Origin of the sequence: Exiguobacterium indicum HHS 31 (assembly GCF_001939065.1) — a bacterium.
Taxonomy (GTDB): Bacteria; Bacillota; Bacilli; order Exiguobacteriales; family Exiguobacteriaceae; genus Exiguobacterium_A; species Exiguobacterium_A indicum.
In genome coordinates this window covers 610855-626073 of record NZ_MPSZ01000001.1, presented here as the reverse complement: position 1 = coordinate 626073, position 15219 = coordinate 610855, and the positions used below count along the sequence as shown (strand labels likewise).

Here is a 15219-nt window from a genome sequence, read left to right as displayed (position 1 = left end):
CCCCATTCAATCAAGCTAATTCAATCCCACCAGTGACTCCATAAATTTGTGCTGTGATGTAACTTGCTTCATCTGACGCAAGTAGCACGTAAGTACTTGCGAGTTCAGCAGGCTGACCACAACGCCCTAGCGGCGTGTCTTTTCCAAAGTCCTGCATCTGATCTGGCAGTAACCCTCCTGTGAATTGAAGTGGCGTCCAAATGGGACCAGGTGCAATTCCATTGACACGTATGCCGCTTGGTGCTAATTGTTTCGCAAGACCTCGCGTAAAGCCATTTAAAGCAAATTTAGTCGATGCGTAGTCAAGCAATATTTCACTTGGGTGATAGGCTTGAACCGATGTAGTCGTTATGATTGTCGATCCAGGCTTCAAAAATGGAACTGCTGCCTTCACCATCCAAAATGCAGAAAATACATTGACTTCGAATGTTCTTTTAAGTTGTTCTGTCTCGAGATTTGAAATATGCTCTACAGGGTTCTGTGTCCCTGCAATTAATGTCAGCGAATCTAATCCGCCTAGGCATTGATATGCTTCTTGGACGAGCTGAACGCAGTACGCTTCATCGGATAGGTCACCTGGAATTAAATGCGCTGTACGCCCTGCTTGTTCTACCAGCGCTTGTACTTCTTCGGCATCTGCTTGCTCTTCAGGTAAGTATGAAAGAACAAGGTCTGCCCCTTCCCGCGCATAAGCAATGGCAACGGCTCGACCGATACCTGAATCTCCACCTGTAATTAAGATTTTTTTGTTGAGTAATTTATTGTTTCCTTTATAGGATTGTTCTCCGTGATCCAGTTGTCTCGTATGTTCAATCGAGAAGTTCGCCTCAGCCATAAAACATATCTCCTTTATACTTGTTTGAATCATTTTTCCCTGTCACACAGAATTCAAACCGATTTTTAATAGACTAAAAAAAGCACTTCCTAAACATTCAGGAAGTGCTTTTATCCTTTTGGTGGGAAAGGATCATGCCCATACGAATCCTTTTCACGAACCTGTCCTTCTTTATTGTGAATCAGTAATTCTGTTTTTTGTTTTTTCGCAATCCGTCGTCCTTCTGCAATGGCTTCTTTCTGTGTCTCGAATCGTTTAGTTGCTCGGGTCGCTCCGGCTGCTTTCACTTGATAACCGCCTTTAGGATGCGGGGAGACATGTTGATTTCGTCGCATAATGTAGCTCCTTTCTGCGGTATGCTTCATCTCTATACACTTGTTTGAAAATCCACATGTTCTATACATTTAAAATTTTTTATAACATTTCATTTTATGAAGTATACTGAAAGAAAGTGTACGACTTGAAAGGAAGCGTGAATCATGAAACGGCTCACTTGGCATGTTCGGTATTTAAAATTCATTATGATTTGTATCATGGTCGGTTTATTGTGCATAGCTGGTATTGGAATTCCTCTTGTATGGCATGGACTCTCAGAACAATTATTCTTCGAACGTCCTGGCTATTTCGTATTGATCATGGCCTATATTGTGTTGATTCCAGTTCTGTTCATTTTGATTCACATGTGGCGACTATTGCAATACCTCGTAACGGCCCCACTTCCATTACCTTTAATCACATCATCTATACAATCGTTGAAGCTGAATTGTTATGTGATTTCAGTAATGACCTTATGCATCTTCCCTATCTTTTTTTACATCGGTCAAATCGATGATGCACCTGGATTGATCCTCGTTGGTACTGTTTTAATCCTTATCCCTTTGACAGTTGGTTCCTTACTTGCTTGCATACAACAACTTCTATTACGAAAGCTTCAGTCAGTCAAGTAATTTGAGTCCTATCACATTGGTGGCTATCCTGATGTCCCTGTTTCAACAGAATCTTCGATTGGCAACGCAGACATGTCATCAATCGGAAGGTTGCTTTTTTCGTGCTGACCGCGTGTCTTCGTAATTCATTTTCATATACATGTCTTGCCTTGATTTTATGATCAACTTCACTTTCCATCTCAATCCCTCTTCCCTCAACATATATTTTTTTCTAACTATTATGTGCCCTGAATCATTCTTGATAAATCCTTTTTTAAGAAAAAACGGTTTTTCTTGCGACTTTTTATAAAAAAATCGTTAAAAGGTCCTGTTTAATATGTATTTTAACGACCGATAAATGAATTACAGATAGAAAATATGAGTTGAAAGGACGGTTGCATGTGAAAAACACAACCAAGAACTATTCCATCCGAACACGTCTTTTAGTAATGATTAGTTTGATTTTGATTGCCTTTTTTGTATTTAGTAGTCTGGCCTTATACTTCAATACGAAACAAACTGCAGTCTCAACACTGAAAGCGACTGCTGAAAAGGACGCACTGCGCATCAGCAAGACATTCGATACGGCAGCTTACAGCGAATTTCTACAATCACCTGTCGCGTCCGAACAGTACGAAACGTTACGAACAGAACTCGATACCTTACGTAAACAAAATGGACTCTTATATACATACACAGCACGGATCGATCAAAATAAGGTTCGATTATTAATCGATGGTTTACCAAAAGATAAGGCTGCGAAAATCAATGCCTCGGCAAGCGGCGCAACTGTTGCCGATATGCAAGACGTCCTAAAGGGCAAAACACATACGACGGACGTGATTGATGATCCAATCTACGGACAGTACATCAGTGTCTACGTTCCGCTGAAGGATTCGACCGGGAAAATCATCGGCATCCTTGGAACCGATATCGCAGCGAAGGAAGTCGATGCTCTGACGACGGATCTATTACAACAAAACGCTCCGATTTTCATCGGGTTGATGCTCTTACTGTTGACGATAACCCTTATCTTGCTTTACATCGTACTCGGTAGAAAGTTACGTCCACTCGAAACGTTACAGAAAGTCGCTGCCTTGATTGCTGAGGGACGACTGAATCAGGCAAAACAGACGTTGACCAATTTGACGATTGCTTCGAAAGATGAAATCTATGCGCTTGCAATCTCGATTCGTGATATGAACGAGATGTTACGGACGATGATCGTCGACATCAAACAGACGGCTACCCTCGTCTCGACGACGAGTCAATCGATCGACCAAAGTACATCAGAAGTACTCGACGGTTCCGAACAAATCGCTCATACGATGTCGGAAATCGCGACCGGGACGGAAAGTCAGACCCAAGTCACGCTCTCATTGAATGATGAGATGAATCGGTTCGCAACATTAATCGAGACGACGAATCAGTCTGGTGTCGAAATTCAAGGAACGACGGAGCAGATGGCAACACTGACACGAGTCGGACGCGAGCAAATGTCCGCTTCCGTCGAACAGATGCGTCACATTCATCAGCACGTCACGCAATCTGCTGAACAGATTGATCTACTGAAACAGCAATCATCAGATATCCAAACGCTCGTCGGCATCATCCGCGGTATTTCCGAGCAGACGAATCTACTCGCCCTCAATGCCGCGATTGAAGCAGCACGGGCGGGTGAACAAGGGAAAGGATTCGCCGTCGTCGCGACCGAGGTCAAGAATCTTTCTAGCCATGTCGCTAGCAGTGTTAGCGAAATCGCAACGATCGTCACGTCGATCGAAGCCAGTGCGCAGCAGATGCAACACAGCTTTAAGACGACGGTCGAAGCAACAGCAGCCGGTGAACAGATCGTCCTCGATACGGATACGACGTTCGAACGGTTGACGGATCAAGTCACGCACGTCTCAACGGCAACACAGCAGATGACGCAACAGATGGAAGACGTCTTGCAGGCAGAACGGTTCATTCGCAATGCCTTGACGGAAATTGCCACTGTCGCGGAAGAACATACGGCGAGTAACGAGGAAGTTGCCGCTGCCTCTGAACAAATGATTGCGACAATCACGACGTTACATACGCTCGTCGGTGATTTAAACGCACGAACAGAACATTTAGAACAGGAAGCCCGTCGCTTCGAGATTTAATCTTTCATTTGTTCTTTTCTAGTTCTCACTCTATACTGGTGTGAACTTACATATGAAGGAGTCGAATGTGATGTCCCATTATAATGTCATCATCGTAGGTGCCGGATCCATGGGGATGGCAGCCGGCTACTATCTCTCACGAACCGATCAAAAAATCCTATTGTTAGATGCCCACAATCCACCGCATGATCAAGCGAGCCATCACGGGGAGACCCGGATCATCCGTCATGCGTATGGGGAAGGTGAAGCATACGTGCCGCTCGCATTAGCCGCGCAACGTTTATGGTATGAGTTGGAACAAATCAGCGGTCGAAGTCTTTTTCTGAACACAGGAGTCTTGAACGCCGGTCAACGCTCGTCCCGTTCGATGCAGACGATCATCAGGAGTGCAGCGCAGTATGATTTACCGCTTGAGGTCCTGACGGCTGACGAAATCAGAACCCGCTGGTCCGGTTTAACAATGCCCGACGAGTATATCGGTTGTTTTGAACCGACGTCCGGTGTGTTGAAGTGCGAGGATTGTATTGAAGCATACCGTGATCTTGCTGTCGCGAACGGCGTCGACATTCGGACGAATGCGAAAGTGACGACGCTCACTGCCCACGCCACTGGCGTTGACGTGGCCGTCGGATCAGACACCTATTCGGCTGACGCGTTGATCGTCGCAGCTGGTGCCTGGTCTGGTCCGTTACTGGAACAGACTGGACTCTCCTTACCGCTGCGACCGGTCCGCAAGACGTTCGCCTGGTTCGAAGCAGCGGAAGAGGTATTCAATGACGCGGTGTTCCCTGCCTTCGCCTTTGATACACCCGCCGGTTATTATTACGGTTTTCCAAGCATTGCTCAAACCGGTCTGAAAATCGGACGTCACGACGGTGGCATTCCCGTTGATCCAAATCAACCACGCCGTCCATTCGGTCAAGAGACGGGTGATCTGGCTGATTTACGACAGTTCACGAATACGTTCATGCCCTCGATCAATACTTTAACTCACGGCAAACCGTGTCTCTATACGATGACGCCAGACGAGGACTTCATCATCGATTTGCATCCGGACTATGCGCATATCGCGATCGCCGCCGGCTTCTCCGGTCACGGGTTCAAGTTCAGTAGCTTAGTCGGAAAAGTACTCAGTGAATTGATCATGGAACGATCGACGACTGAACCGATTGGACCGTTCGCGATTAAACGTTTTGCGAAATAAGGCTTATGAAACGATAAAGACCGGCAACGAAAAATCGTTGTCGGTCTTCTGTATCAACGGTATGATGTCACACCGATTCATTCGATTCTTGCTGATTTTTTGCAACTAGCTTTTCACGCTGTTTTTTCTCATCTTCAGTCCACCAGCCGTGGATAAGTAATACGAGTCCAAGAATCAACGCACTCATCGGGAAATATGTTAAGTAATACTCACCAAGGTTTTCTCCTAGAAATTCTGGAGATAATTCAATATACGCTCGGAACATCTGAACGATGAAGAATAAGAAAAAACTTGTAATCAGGGCATATGTACCGTAGCGATAACTTGTATTTTTCATATGAAGGCTCCTTTCTAAAACATACTCTAATGTAAATCATTCAAGGAATACATCAAATCCCCTCTTTTTACATTATCATTTATAAGAATGATTCCAAAAGCATGATAAGATAGTTTTAGAAACGATTGAACGAAGGAGTGGGACACGACGTGAACTTTAACTTATTCAAAAATCATGTCCGGTTTAAGATTGCGCTCGAATTGATTGATCTCGAAGACGGCTTATCAATCATGCAACTGAATCAACGTTTAACGGATGTACCGCAGTCTACTTTGTACCGGCAAGTCAATGCGATGATGGACGATCAGTTGTTGAAGGTCGTCGCCGTCCAGCGTGTTGGAAAAGTCGAAGAGAAGATCTATGCTTTGAACACAAGCGGCTATCAAATCAGCGAAGCAGACTGGAACAGTGCGACGTACGATGAAAAAGTGAACTTCGTCTCGTTCTACTTCATGTACGTCTTGCAGCAGTACCAGACGTACTTCGAACAGACCGTTCAAACGCAAGGTCAGGACCACTCGACGTTCTCGATCGCGAAATTGCACCTGACGGATGAAACCTTCAATGATTTTCAACAGGACATGCGGGCACTGCTCGAAAAATATCATCACCTAGTGACAGAAGACCAGGCAACTGAACGGACCGTCTCACTCGTCATCTTGCCGTAAACACGCTCCGTTTCTAGAAGCGTATTTTCACCAAAATGAAACGAGACAACATTGCGAGGGAGAGAAAATAGACCCCATGAAACGGATCAAAGAAAATCTTGATGCAATTGTGCTGGATACGTTGAACGTAAAAGCAGAACAGATTCTAAAGATTGGTGAAGGAGCTTGGCACACTGTATATAAGTTAAAGAGAGTAGATGATCAAGACCTTGTGATTCGCATAAAAAAGAATGAAGCTTATGGGGAGTTGCAACAGATTAATGAACAAGAGCTGACTACAGAGTATGAGTCTACGAAAGCTTACTATTTACACGCCAATACAAGTGATCAAAATGTCTGTCCTGACTTTTATCAGTATTTCATTGAAGATGACACAGTATTTACAGTAGAAACGTTCATGGGTCGTGGAACGGATTTATTGTTACTCGATCAGAATAAAGCCCATTCTTACGGTACGAAATTAGGGAGAATTTATCACAATATACACAACCAGAAAACCTCTATTGTTGGTTTCGGGGAACTGCACTGGCAAGGGGAAACTTTACGAGGTAGCGATTCAAAAAACAGGGATGAATTATGGCAGGAAGAAAATGAACACGTCTTAACCGCCTTAAATACTCTCATTCACTCTAGTCTTTGCTTTGATAAAGAAAAAGTCGGTCAGCATATTCATGCTTTAATTGAAAATAGACGAACTCAGGTTCAAAACATCTCTCTCGTGAATCAAGATGTAACACCAGAAAATTTAATTTTAAGTGATGAACATATTGCAATCATTGATCCGTTTCCAAGATTGGATTTTGATTTGAAATATGCGGCTTACTTCGTTTTTTGTTACAAATTTCTGCTACCAGTTTTTTCAAATGCACCACGATACATAAAGCAAGCGTATCAAGAAAAAAATAATGTTCTTAACAAAATCGCTGACGGATTCATAAGTGGATATTGCTTTAACGTGGTTGGAGACGAACGCACCACTCAAATTCAACGATTACTGGATGAATATACATTATGGATATTGCAAGAAGCGTATGAGCACTACGATATTCTACATCAGCCTCAACTCACTCATAAAACAACGCAACAGATGGGGAATCGAGAAATGATCACTGCTCGGTTACATCTATGCCTCGAAGAATTAGAAAAATGGTGTACGGAATCAGAGTAGGGGCTGACGTAAACTCTAGCCTCGACAAAGATAAAAAGAATGATGCTTTACACACCACTTCTACAGGAAAAGCGCATTTTTGCGCTGTCAGAGACAAACAAGACCCGCTTTCCTGCTTGAATGAAGCAGGAAAACGGGCTTGTGTCTCGCCTGAGGAAAGAGCGTGAGAAAGCGAATCATTCTTTTTTTGAGTCAGCCTCTTTATGTATCCCACTTAGTTTCGTCATACGGAAACGAGAGATGATGTATCGAGTTCTTCACTTTCGAGTACAATCGCCGTTAAATTCGTATCCGTCTTCGTTTCGTGCCATTCTCCTTGATCCCAAAATACGGCTTCCCCACGCTGAACATTTATGTAGTCATCCGTTTCTCCTCTTACCCATCCTTCACCCTCTACAATTAACAAGAGTTGCGGCACGACCGCCTGGTGATAACCGACTACGCCATCCTTCTCTAAATGGATGCATCCGATGTGCGTCACTTTTTCCGTCTGCATGATTCGTGACATCACGAAGTTCGAATCGAATTTCGTGATCTTCTTACCAACCTCTTTTTTGAATTGATAAATCTGCATATAATCCTCCTCGACATCATGATTCGTTTGATAGTTCGCCTTTCATCTAAACTATTTGATTCAAATCGCATTTGGAAAATTTTGATAAGAGAAGTTTATCATAGCTCTAACTGATTGAGAACTAACGATAATTCGTCTATGGCATTGACTTTTCTATTTTCATTATTGATAATGGTAATAGAAAAGGAGGGTTTTTCATGAACACAGATTTCTCTGCCTTATCACAAATCGACTGGGAACAATTCCTGCCCCTATTATTGATTTACATCTCCATCAACCTGATTCTACTCGGCTGCGCCTGTATCGATTGGTTTAGACGGAAGGACCGGATCGCGACACCGACTACTTGGTTATTGATCATTCTCCTCGTCCAGCCGATCGGCTCGATTCTCTACTTCGTCCTCGGAAGGAGGATGACAGCATGATTCAGATTTCTCATCTCCAGCTTTCACTTCAACGACGTCTTATCTTAGACGATATTTCCTTTACGATTCACGAACATGAATGTCTTGGACTGATTGGTCCTAATGGTGCTGGAAAGACGACACTCCTGAAATGTCTGAGCGGCATGATCGAGAGTGACCGTGGTTCGATCACGATGTCTTCGCGCTCCATCCGTCAACATCAGCAATCGATCGGCTACTTATCACAACAGACCGACTTTAAGCCTTGGATGACGTGCGAACAATCATTACGTTTTTTCGGACGCTTGTCGGGGCTTGATCGCGCAACGTTAAATAAGCGGATTCCGGACGTTCTACATGAAGTTGGACTCTACGATCAACAAACAGAAATCATCGAACGCCTGTCCGGCGGCATGCGCCAACGTCTCGGAATCGCTCAAGCCATCTTACATGAACCGACATTTTTGATTCTAGATGAACCAGCTTCTGCCCTTGATCCGAGTGGTCGACATGATATCAATCAATTGATCCTCCGCTTAAAGAAACGGATGACGATCATCGTCTCAACGCACCTGTTAGAAGACGCAAAGACGTGTTGCGATCGCTTCCTCGTCATTAAACACGGAAAATTGCTGGGTCCGCTCGATAATCAACGCAACGTGGATCAATATCGGATTCAAGTCGAGACACTTACAGCTGCCCCTTCGTTTTCTGCGACACGATTTCCACGAGTCGAGATTGATCGAATCAACCCATGCTGCTATCAGTTCTCCGCACAGCAGCCGCTTGACCTCTCACAGTTAGCGACCACTCTGATTCAGCTAGGATGGTCGATTGCTTCGATTGCCTATCAACCGATCGGACTCGAGGAACGGTTCCTCGACATGGTGGCAGACGTATGAGGACCTTTTATACGCTGACATGGACCGAGTGGTTGGAAGCATGGAAAGAATGGAAGATCGTCTGGCTACCGTTATTCTTCATTGCGCTCGGCGTGACGCAACCATTGCTGTTGATGTACATGGATGTCTTGCTTGCACATGTCGGAAGTGCGGACGGAATCATCGTCGATCCGAATCGTCCTGTTCCACAATCGCTTGACGTCTTCAGCGCAACGATCTATGGGCAATTCAATCAGCTTGGCTTGATCGTCCTGATCATGAGCTTCATGGGACTGCTCGCTTCAGACCGACAAACCGGCATGCAGGATTTCATTTTGACGCGTCCTGTCTCTCGGAATGTCTATCTCCTGTCGAAATGGTTCAGTCACGGGATGATCAGTCTCTTCGGGATGCTGATCGGCGCCCTCACGTCCTACTGTCTGACCGTCTATTGGTTCGGATCCCTTTCGCCGCTGCTTGCTCTACGCATCATTCTCGATTTTAGTCTCTGGACGTTATTCGTCGTCAGTCTGACGCTTCTGATCAGCACTTTCTTGCGACGTGCTGTTCCGATTGGTATCCTGTCGCTCGTCGTTTCCTTACTACTTGTTGCACTTCCTTCATTAATACCAGACATTCTATTCTTTATGCCTGGCGCGCTACTGTCGCTCCCATCGCACACGTCGTTTTTTTCTTCGTCCCATCTAATCGGAATCATTTCTTGTCTCATTTGGATTCTTCTCATACTCGGCTGGTCAGCACTTCGGTTCCGAAAAACGGCTTACTGATCCACCGCTACAACAAAAAAGGATAACGGAGCCGTTCAGCCGTCCGTTATCCTTTGTTTGGTTGTGTCTTGCGAATCGTTCGTTGCCTTGGATGCACGGCAAGCTTTGCTTGGCGCATCCGTTCGACGGCAGGATCTGTCGCAGCATCGAACGCTGCTAAACTCGGGTAGTGCCCGACGAGGCGTCCCTGCTCCAAAATCGCGAAGCTGTCACACAGTTGTTCGGCAGCTTTAATGTCATGGGTGATGAAGACATATGTTAGACCGTGTAGCCGTTTCAAGTCAGCAAGCAATGCGAGAATCAATCGTTTGTTGACCATGTCGAGGCTACTGACTGCTTCGTCTAACACGATCAGACGTGGTTCAGCAGCAATCGCTCGCGCAATCGCGATTCGCTGCAATTGCCCGCCACTGAACTGCGCCGGATATTTCGTCAGATCCGTCGCCTTGAGCCCGACTTGTTCAATTAGCGTGACGAGACGCTGTTGCCGTGCTTCTCCCTTTAAACGAATGAAATTATCAAGCGGTTCGGCGATGATATCGGCAGCCGTAAGCTTCGGATTGACCGCAGCAAACGAGTCCTGGAAGACGACTTGGACGTCACCTTGAAATGGTCGTTGTGTCGCGTGGCGATCGACACCATTGAACCAAATCGTTCCGGTCGTTGGGCGTTCGAGTCCGAGCAACAATCGTCCGAGCGTACTTTTCCCAGCACCACTCGACCCGAGCAATCCGAGACAGCGTCCCGCTTCAAGCGTCAATGAGACATCGTGTAAGACGGTCTTTGCTGGTTGAAACCGGCGTTTATAGACGTGTGAGACTTGATCGATCTGCAAGAGACTCATCCGAACGCCTCCCTTCCTAGATGCTGTGCAAGAAGTGACTGTGTATACGGATGTTGCGGTCGATCAAACAATTCAAAAACATCTGCTCGCTCAACGATCCGTCCTTGCTGCATGACGAGGACATCGTCTGCAAGTTCAGCGATCACACCGAGATCATGCGAGATGAGTAACATCGCCGTTCCGTAAGTCGCCCGCATCCGTTCGAGTAATTCAAGAACCGTCTTCTGATTGAAGACATCGAGTGCCGTCGTCGGTTCGTCGGCAATCAAGACGCTTGGGCGCAGGGCAACGGCTAAGGCGATCATGATCCGTTGCAACATCCCGCCACTCAGTTCGAATGGATAAGCTTTGAGCAATCGGGCGGCGTCCGTCAGATTGACTTCTTCGAGTGCCGTCATCGCTTGCTGTTTCGCTTCACGTTTTGAACAACGTGAATGGGTCTGAATCGTCTCGATCATCTGGTGCCCGATCGAATAGACCGGTGTGAAGGCACTCATCGGATTTTGCATGATGAACGCGATCTCACCGCCTCGAATCGTTCGGACGGTTCGTTCGGATAGAGACATGATTGATCTGCCATTCAGTTGGATGTCACCGGTGACGTCTGTCGTCTGTGGATTGAGCAGACGCATCAAGGCGAGACTCGTCACCGTTTTCCCACAGCCACTCTCTCCGACAAGACCAAGAATCTGTCCAGCTTGAATTGAGAACGTCACCGCTTCGATCAATGTTACTTGTTGTTTCGTACGGACGGTCAGACCGTCGACAGCTAAGATCGGTTCGATACGGGCACCTCCTCTCATTTCATCGTTTTTGATACACCGAATCGTTCTGCTAACTGTTCTCCTACTAGGTTAAAGCTGATGATGACGAGCATGATCGCAAGTCCCGGATAAATCATCAATTCCGGATTCGTCCGGATGTACGATTTTCCTTCGTGAATCATCGCCCCCCACTCGGCTGTCGGTGACTGGACACCAAGCCCGAGGAACGACATCGCCGAGATATCCATGATCGCCCAGCCCATCTCAAGCGTTCCGATGACGAGCAGCGGCGGTAAGATGTTCGGCAGTATGTGCGTCCGAATGATTTTCCACGAAGACGAACCGTTGACGCGAGCGGCTGCGATGAACGCTTCCGTCTTCAGCGTCATGACCATTCCGCGGAACATCCGCGCGTAGTAGACCCACTGGACGAGCATCAAGGCAATGATGACTTGCTTAAGTCCCGGACCGAAGATGCCGACGAGCCCGAGGACGAGAATCAGACTCGGAAATGCCATCACACCGTCACACAGGCGCATCAAGAGTTGATCGACCCAGCCGTCACGATAACCGGCAAGTGTTCCGACGAACAATCCGATTGCGAGCGAAGCGATGAAGATCAACACGGCGCAACCAAGTGAGATCCGCGCGCCGTAAATCAAGCGCGACAAGAGACAGCGCCCGAGCTGGTCGGTTCCGAGCGGATAGGCTGACGACGGACCATGGAGTTTTTGCGTCAAGTCGACGAGGTTCGGATCATGTGGCGCGATCCATGGAGCAAATAAAGCGACACCTGCCATGCCAATCAAGACGAAGGCACAGAGATAAAGAAGCGGCGTATACCGCGACCGGATCATCGTTGCTGGAAGTGGAGTGTTCATACCGTTCCTCCTTTTTTCGCCAGTCGTGGATCGATTACGGCTTGAATGATATCGACGAGCAAACTGCTACCGATGAAGACGAGAGCGGCGAGGAAGACATAGCCTTGGATGACCGGCATATCTCGGTCAAAAATCGCTTCGATGAAGTAACGTCCGAATCCTGGCCACGAGAAGACCGTCTCGACGATGATCGTTCCCGTCAGTAACTTCCCGAGGTTCATGCCTAGACCCGTGATCATCGGCGGAATCGCCATCCGAAGGACGTGTTTCCCAAGGATCCGACCTTCCTTTAATCCACGTGTCCGCGCAAATAAGACATATGGTTCATTCAACGCTTCGATCACACTACCACGCAGCAATCGCGTATACAGGGCAATCAATGGAAAGGCGAGTGTCAATGCCGGTAAAATCAAGTGCATCACACTTCCCGTTCCGCCGACCGGGAACCAATCCAGCTTTACGGCAAAGAAGAAGATGAACAGATACCCGAGCCAAAACGACGGAATCGAGGCACCGATGAAGGCGATCGCCCGACTGAGATGGTCAAAGAAACCATTCTTCTTGATCCCGGCAAGGAATCCGAGCGGGATACTGATGACGAGTGCGAGCAGTAGACTCGTCACTGCCAGCTCGACCGTCGGTGGTAAGCGGAGCAAGACATCTTCAAGGACCGGTTTTCCGGAAAGATACGATGTTCCGAAATCGAGCTGCGCCAAGCGGATGACGGCATCGAAGTATTGTTGGTAGAACGGTTGGTCGAGTCCGAATTCTGCTCGTTTGGCAGCGAGCAGTTCATCCGTCGGTTGGATATGGGCAGCGGACAGATAGGCCTGTGCCGGATCAACCGGTGACAAATGAATCAACCCTGTCAGAATCAAGACAGCCAGTAACAAGATCGGGATGACGGATAATATGCGTTTGACGAGGAAGACCCCCATGTCATCCCTCCTTTACTTAATGCCGATCCGAGCAAATGGACTCTCATCCCGGTTCGCCGGGAACTGGAAGTTCGTCACGTCCGACTGATAGACCGCCATCTTCTTCAAGTACGAAATCGGAATCAATGCCCCTTGATCTTGGAGTGATGGCAGAATGTCGGCGTACATCTTCTGACGCTTCGTCTCGTCTGTCGTCTTCAAGACATCTTTGATCTCTTGCAACAGTTGTTCTTTATTCGGATAAGCCGAAATCGCTTCTTTGAAGCCGAAGCCATCCGTATCAATCAGGTTCACGAACGTATGCGGATCATACGGTGCACCGAAGTTGCTGTAAAAGTTGATGTCAAATCGGTTGTCTTTGAAGCGCTGGACTTGATCCGGTAATTCGACAGCTTCCGTCTTCAGCTCGACGCCGATTTTCGACCATTCCGACTGCAACGTTTCGGCCATCGCCTTTTGGACCTGCTCGGCCGCATCATACATCATTCCGATTTGCAGCGGTTGACCATCCTTGACGCGGACCTTTTCACCTTTCGGCAGTTTCCAACCTGCTTCATCTAGGAGACGATTCGCTTCCGTGACGTCATAATCTCGTTGCTTCACTTTTAGGTTCAACGTGTACGGCATGTTCGGTGGCAACAGGTAGTCAGCTGGTGCTTCTATTCCCGACGTGATCCCTTCGACAAGAGCGGCTTTATCAAACCCGTGCTGGAGCGCCTGGCGGACGCGTTCGTCAGACAGACGCTTATTTTTCGTATTCAAGACGAGAAGACGCGTCGCGACTGGTTCGGACATTTCTGTCTTGTAGGATTTATCCGTCTTCAACTGGTTGAAGGCATCGATGCTGATCGCCCCTTCACCGTAAATCAGATCAACTTGTCCTTTTTCGAGTGCTAAGACACGTGTTTCCGCATCCGGGATGATGTCGACCTTGATGTGATCGATGTTCGGTTTCGGACCCCAGTAGTTCTTATTGACCTTAAACGTCGCATACTGATCCGGTTTGTATTCGTCGAGCATCCACGGACCTGTCCCGACTTCCTTTTTGACACCCTTCGACGTATCGCCATTTTCCGGGAATCCCGCTTCTCCGAGGAACCGGACCGGGCGGACGACCGCGAGTTCCTGAATCGTCGGGTAGTACGCTTCGGATAATGTCAGGCGGAACGTCTTCGCATCGACAGCTTCCGTCTTCTCGATTTTCGTGATGAAGCCAAGCCAGCTATGTAAGGCTTTTTGTTTGAGGATCGCGTCAAAATTCTTTTTGACGATCGCTGCGTCAAACGTCGAACCGTCCGAGAACTTGACGCCGTCACGGAGCGTGAACGTATACGTTTTTCCGTCCGGAGAGATCTTCCAAGACGAGGCTAAGTATGGCTCGAGCTTTCCACCTTCCCCGTAGTGGACGAGTGGCTCATAGATCATCGACTGCGCGAACAGTTGTGATGGGTTGTAGACGTGCGGGTTCATCGTTCCGACGTCGCGTGGCCACGCGAGCGTCAATGTATCTTTATCTTTTCGCTCTCCTGTCGACTCGCCCGGGTTCGAGCAGCCGATCAATAATGATGTCAAAGACAGAATCGAGACGGTAGAAATCAGTAATTTTTTACGGTTAACGTTCATGGTAGGCAGATCTCCCAACTTGTATTGATAATCATTTTCAATTGTAAGAGAGAAAGGGAAGGATTGTCAATGGATAATCCAGATGTTAACTGAACGTAAAGGCGCTTTTTGACAGGATTTCCACACTTAACTGAGTAACATTCTATGTACACCTCTTTTTTGTCAATAATTGTAATCAACTGTGTTAAGCGGTATCCTAGTTTGTATGTTGCGTTTCTTGTCTAACGAAATCATTTG

General features: G+C 47.0%; 17 protein-coding genes. 8 read left to right on the top strand and 9 right to left on the bottom strand.

The annotated features are described in order from the left end of the window. Nucleotides 1-10: 10 nt before the first annotated feature. Nucleotides 11-835, bottom strand: a complete 825-nt coding sequence (locus N179_RS03235; protein WP_075642186.1) for an SDR family oxidoreductase — start codon at nucleotides 833-835, stop codon at nucleotides 11-13. A 110-nt stretch (nucleotides 836-945) separates the two neighbouring features. Next, complete coding sequence (locus N179_RS03230) at nucleotides 946-1170, bottom strand: DUF2188 domain-containing protein (RefSeq protein WP_075642185.1); 225 nt, start codon at nucleotides 1168-1170, stop codon at nucleotides 946-948. A 144-nt stretch (nucleotides 1171-1314) separates the two neighbouring features. Between N179_RS03230 and N179_RS17270 the strand changes: the two genes are divergently transcribed. From N179_RS17270 to solA, 3 genes are all read left to right on the top strand, one after another. Beyond that, nucleotides 1315-1782 (top strand): DUF2975 domain-containing protein, encoded by a 468-nt coding sequence (locus N179_RS17270; RefSeq protein WP_075642184.1) that lies wholly within the window; start codon nucleotides 1315-1317, stop codon nucleotides 1780-1782. A 380-nt stretch (nucleotides 1783-2162) separates the two neighbouring features. Then, nucleotides 2163-3908, top strand: a complete 1746-nt coding sequence (locus N179_RS03215; RefSeq protein ID WP_244150198.1) for a methyl-accepting chemotaxis protein — start codon at nucleotides 2163-2165, stop codon at nucleotides 3906-3908. 70 nt (nucleotides 3909-3978) lie between these two features. Further along, the gene (gene solA, locus N179_RS03210; RefSeq protein ID WP_075642182.1) at nucleotides 3979-5112 is read left to right on the top strand and encodes an N-methyl-L-tryptophan oxidase; all 1134 of its coding nucleotides are present in this window, start codon (nucleotides 3979-3981) and stop codon (nucleotides 5110-5112) included. Between the two features lie 67 nt (nucleotides 5113-5179). Here solA and N179_RS03205 read toward each other — a convergent pair whose 3' ends face one another. Then, nucleotides 5180-5449: a hypothetical protein gene (locus N179_RS03205; RefSeq protein ID WP_058705074.1), complete on the bottom strand. Its 270-nt coding sequence runs from the start codon at nucleotides 5447-5449 to the stop codon at nucleotides 5180-5182. Between the two features lie 149 nt (nucleotides 5450-5598). Here N179_RS03205 and N179_RS03200 point away from each other — a divergent pair, with 149 nt between their 5' ends. Beyond that, nucleotides 5599-6117, top strand: a complete 519-nt coding sequence (locus tag N179_RS03200) for a helix-turn-helix domain-containing protein (RefSeq protein ID WP_075642181.1) — start codon at nucleotides 5599-5601, stop codon at nucleotides 6115-6117. A gap of 76 nt (nucleotides 6118-6193) precedes the next feature. Beyond that, nucleotides 6194-7285 carry a hypothetical protein gene (locus N179_RS03195; protein ID WP_075642180.1) on the top strand — a complete coding sequence of 364 codons (1092 nt, stop codon included), beginning with the start codon at nucleotides 6194-6196 and terminating at the stop codon, nucleotides 7283-7285. Between the two features lie 223 nt (nucleotides 7286-7508). Here the strand turns inward: N179_RS03195 and N179_RS03190 are convergent, their stop codons facing one another. Then, a complete protein-coding gene (locus N179_RS03190) occupies nucleotides 7509-7859 on the bottom strand; it encodes a cupin domain-containing protein (protein ID WP_075642179.1) in 351 nt (116 codons plus the stop codon). A gap of 197 nt (nucleotides 7860-8056) precedes the next feature. Here N179_RS03190 and N179_RS03185 point away from each other — a divergent pair, with 197 nt between their 5' ends. Genes N179_RS03185 through N179_RS03175 form a run of 3 tightly spaced genes read left to right on the top strand, consistent with a single transcriptional unit; the run spans nucleotide 8057 to nucleotide 9932 of the window. Beyond that, on the top strand, nucleotides 8057-8284 hold the full coding sequence (locus N179_RS03185; protein WP_075642178.1) for a PLDc N-terminal domain-containing protein: 228 nt from the start codon (nucleotides 8057-8059) through the stop codon (nucleotides 8282-8284). After that, the gene (locus N179_RS03180; protein WP_075642177.1) at nucleotides 8281-9165 is read left to right on the top strand and encodes an ABC transporter ATP-binding protein; all 885 of its coding nucleotides are present in this window, start codon (nucleotides 8281-8283) and stop codon (nucleotides 9163-9165) included. Before N179_RS03185 ends, N179_RS03180 begins: the two co-directional genes overlap by 4 nt. Then, a complete protein-coding gene (locus N179_RS03175) occupies nucleotides 9162-9932 on the top strand; it encodes an ABC transporter permease (protein ID WP_075642176.1) in 771 nt (256 codons plus the stop codon). The genes N179_RS03180 and N179_RS03175 overlap by 4 nt, the downstream gene beginning before the upstream one ends. Nucleotides 9933-9978: 46 nt before the next feature. Here the strand turns inward: N179_RS03175 and N179_RS03170 are convergent, their stop codons facing one another. The 5 genes from N179_RS03170 to nikA are packed head-to-tail and all read right to left on the bottom strand — an operon-like array spanning nucleotide 9979 to nucleotide 14982. Continuing rightward, nucleotides 9979-10776 (bottom strand): ATP-binding cassette domain-containing protein, encoded by a 798-nt coding sequence (locus N179_RS03170; RefSeq protein WP_075642175.1) that lies wholly within the window; start codon nucleotides 10774-10776, stop codon nucleotides 9979-9981. Then, nucleotides 10773-11579, bottom strand: a complete 807-nt coding sequence (locus N179_RS03165; protein ID WP_075642174.1) for an ABC transporter ATP-binding protein — start codon at nucleotides 11577-11579, stop codon at nucleotides 10773-10775. Before N179_RS03165 ends, N179_RS03170 begins: the two co-directional genes overlap by 4 nt. Further along, nucleotides 11576-12421: a nickel ABC transporter permease subunit NikC gene (nikC, locus tag N179_RS03160; protein ID WP_083639890.1), complete on the bottom strand. Its 846-nt coding sequence runs from the start codon at nucleotides 12419-12421 to the stop codon at nucleotides 11576-11578. Before nikC ends, N179_RS03165 begins: the two co-directional genes overlap by 4 nt. Continuing rightward, entirely contained in the window at nucleotides 12418-13359 is a 942-nt protein-coding gene (gene nikB, locus N179_RS03155; RefSeq protein WP_075642173.1) for a nickel ABC transporter permease, read from the bottom strand. Before nikB ends, nikC begins: the two co-directional genes overlap by 4 nt. A 12-nt stretch (nucleotides 13360-13371) precedes the next feature. After that, nucleotides 13372-14982 carry a nickel ABC transporter substrate-binding protein gene (gene nikA / locus N179_RS03150; protein WP_075642172.1) on the bottom strand — a complete coding sequence of 537 codons (1611 nt, stop codon included), beginning with the start codon at nucleotides 14980-14982 and terminating at the stop codon, nucleotides 13372-13374. Nucleotides 14983-15219: the final 237 nt, after the last annotated feature.

Bases quoted from the DNA above. Each gene is read 5' to 3' on its own strand.
- N179_RS03235 (WP_075642186.1), bottom strand. From the start codon at position 835: ATGGCTGAGGCGAACTTCTCGATTGAACATACGAGACAACTGGATCAC.
- N179_RS03230 (WP_075642185.1), bottom strand. From the start codon at position 1,170: ATGCGACGAAATCAACATGTCTCCCCGCATCCTAAAGGCGGTTATCAA.
- N179_RS17270 (WP_075642184.1), top strand. From the start codon at position 1,315: ATGAAACGGCTCACTTGGCATGTTCGGTATTTAAAATTCATTATGATT.
- solA (WP_075642182.1), top strand. From the start codon at position 3,979: ATGTCCCATTATAATGTCATCATCGTAGGTGCCGGATCCATGGGGATG.
- N179_RS03205 (WP_058705074.1), bottom strand. From the start codon at position 5,449: ATGAAAAATACAAGTTATCGCTACGGTACATATGCCCTGATTACAAGT.
- N179_RS03195 (WP_075642180.1), top strand. From the start codon at position 6,194: ATGAAACGGATCAAAGAAAATCTTGATGCAATTGTGCTGGATACGTTG.
- N179_RS03190 (WP_075642179.1), bottom strand. From the start codon at position 7,859: ATGCAGATTTATCAATTCAAAAAAGAGGTTGGTAAGAAGATCACGAAA.
- N179_RS03185 (WP_075642178.1), top strand. From the start codon at position 8,057: ATGAACACAGATTTCTCTGCCTTATCACAAATCGACTGGGAACAATTC.
- N179_RS03180 (WP_075642177.1), top strand. From the start codon at position 8,281: ATGATTCAGATTTCTCATCTCCAGCTTTCACTTCAACGACGTCTTATC.
- N179_RS03175 (WP_075642176.1), top strand. From the start codon at position 9,162: ATGAGGACCTTTTATACGCTGACATGGACCGAGTGGTTGGAAGCATGG.
- N179_RS03170 (WP_075642175.1), bottom strand. From the start codon at position 10,776: ATGAGTCTCTTGCAGATCGATCAAGTCTCACACGTCTATAAACGCCGG.
- N179_RS03165 (WP_075642174.1), bottom strand. From the start codon at position 11,579: ATGAGAGGAGGTGCCCGTATCGAACCGATCTTAGCTGTCGACGGTCTG.
- nikC (WP_083639890.1), bottom strand. From the start codon at position 12,421: ATGAACACTCCACTTCCAGCAACGATGATCCGGTCGCGGTATACGCCG.
- nikB (WP_075642173.1), bottom strand. From the start codon at position 13,359: ATGGGGGTCTTCCTCGTCAAACGCATATTATCCGTCATCCCGATCTTG.
- nikA (WP_075642172.1), bottom strand. From the start codon at position 14,982: ATGAACGTTAACCGTAAAAAATTACTGATTTCTACCGTCTCGATTCTG.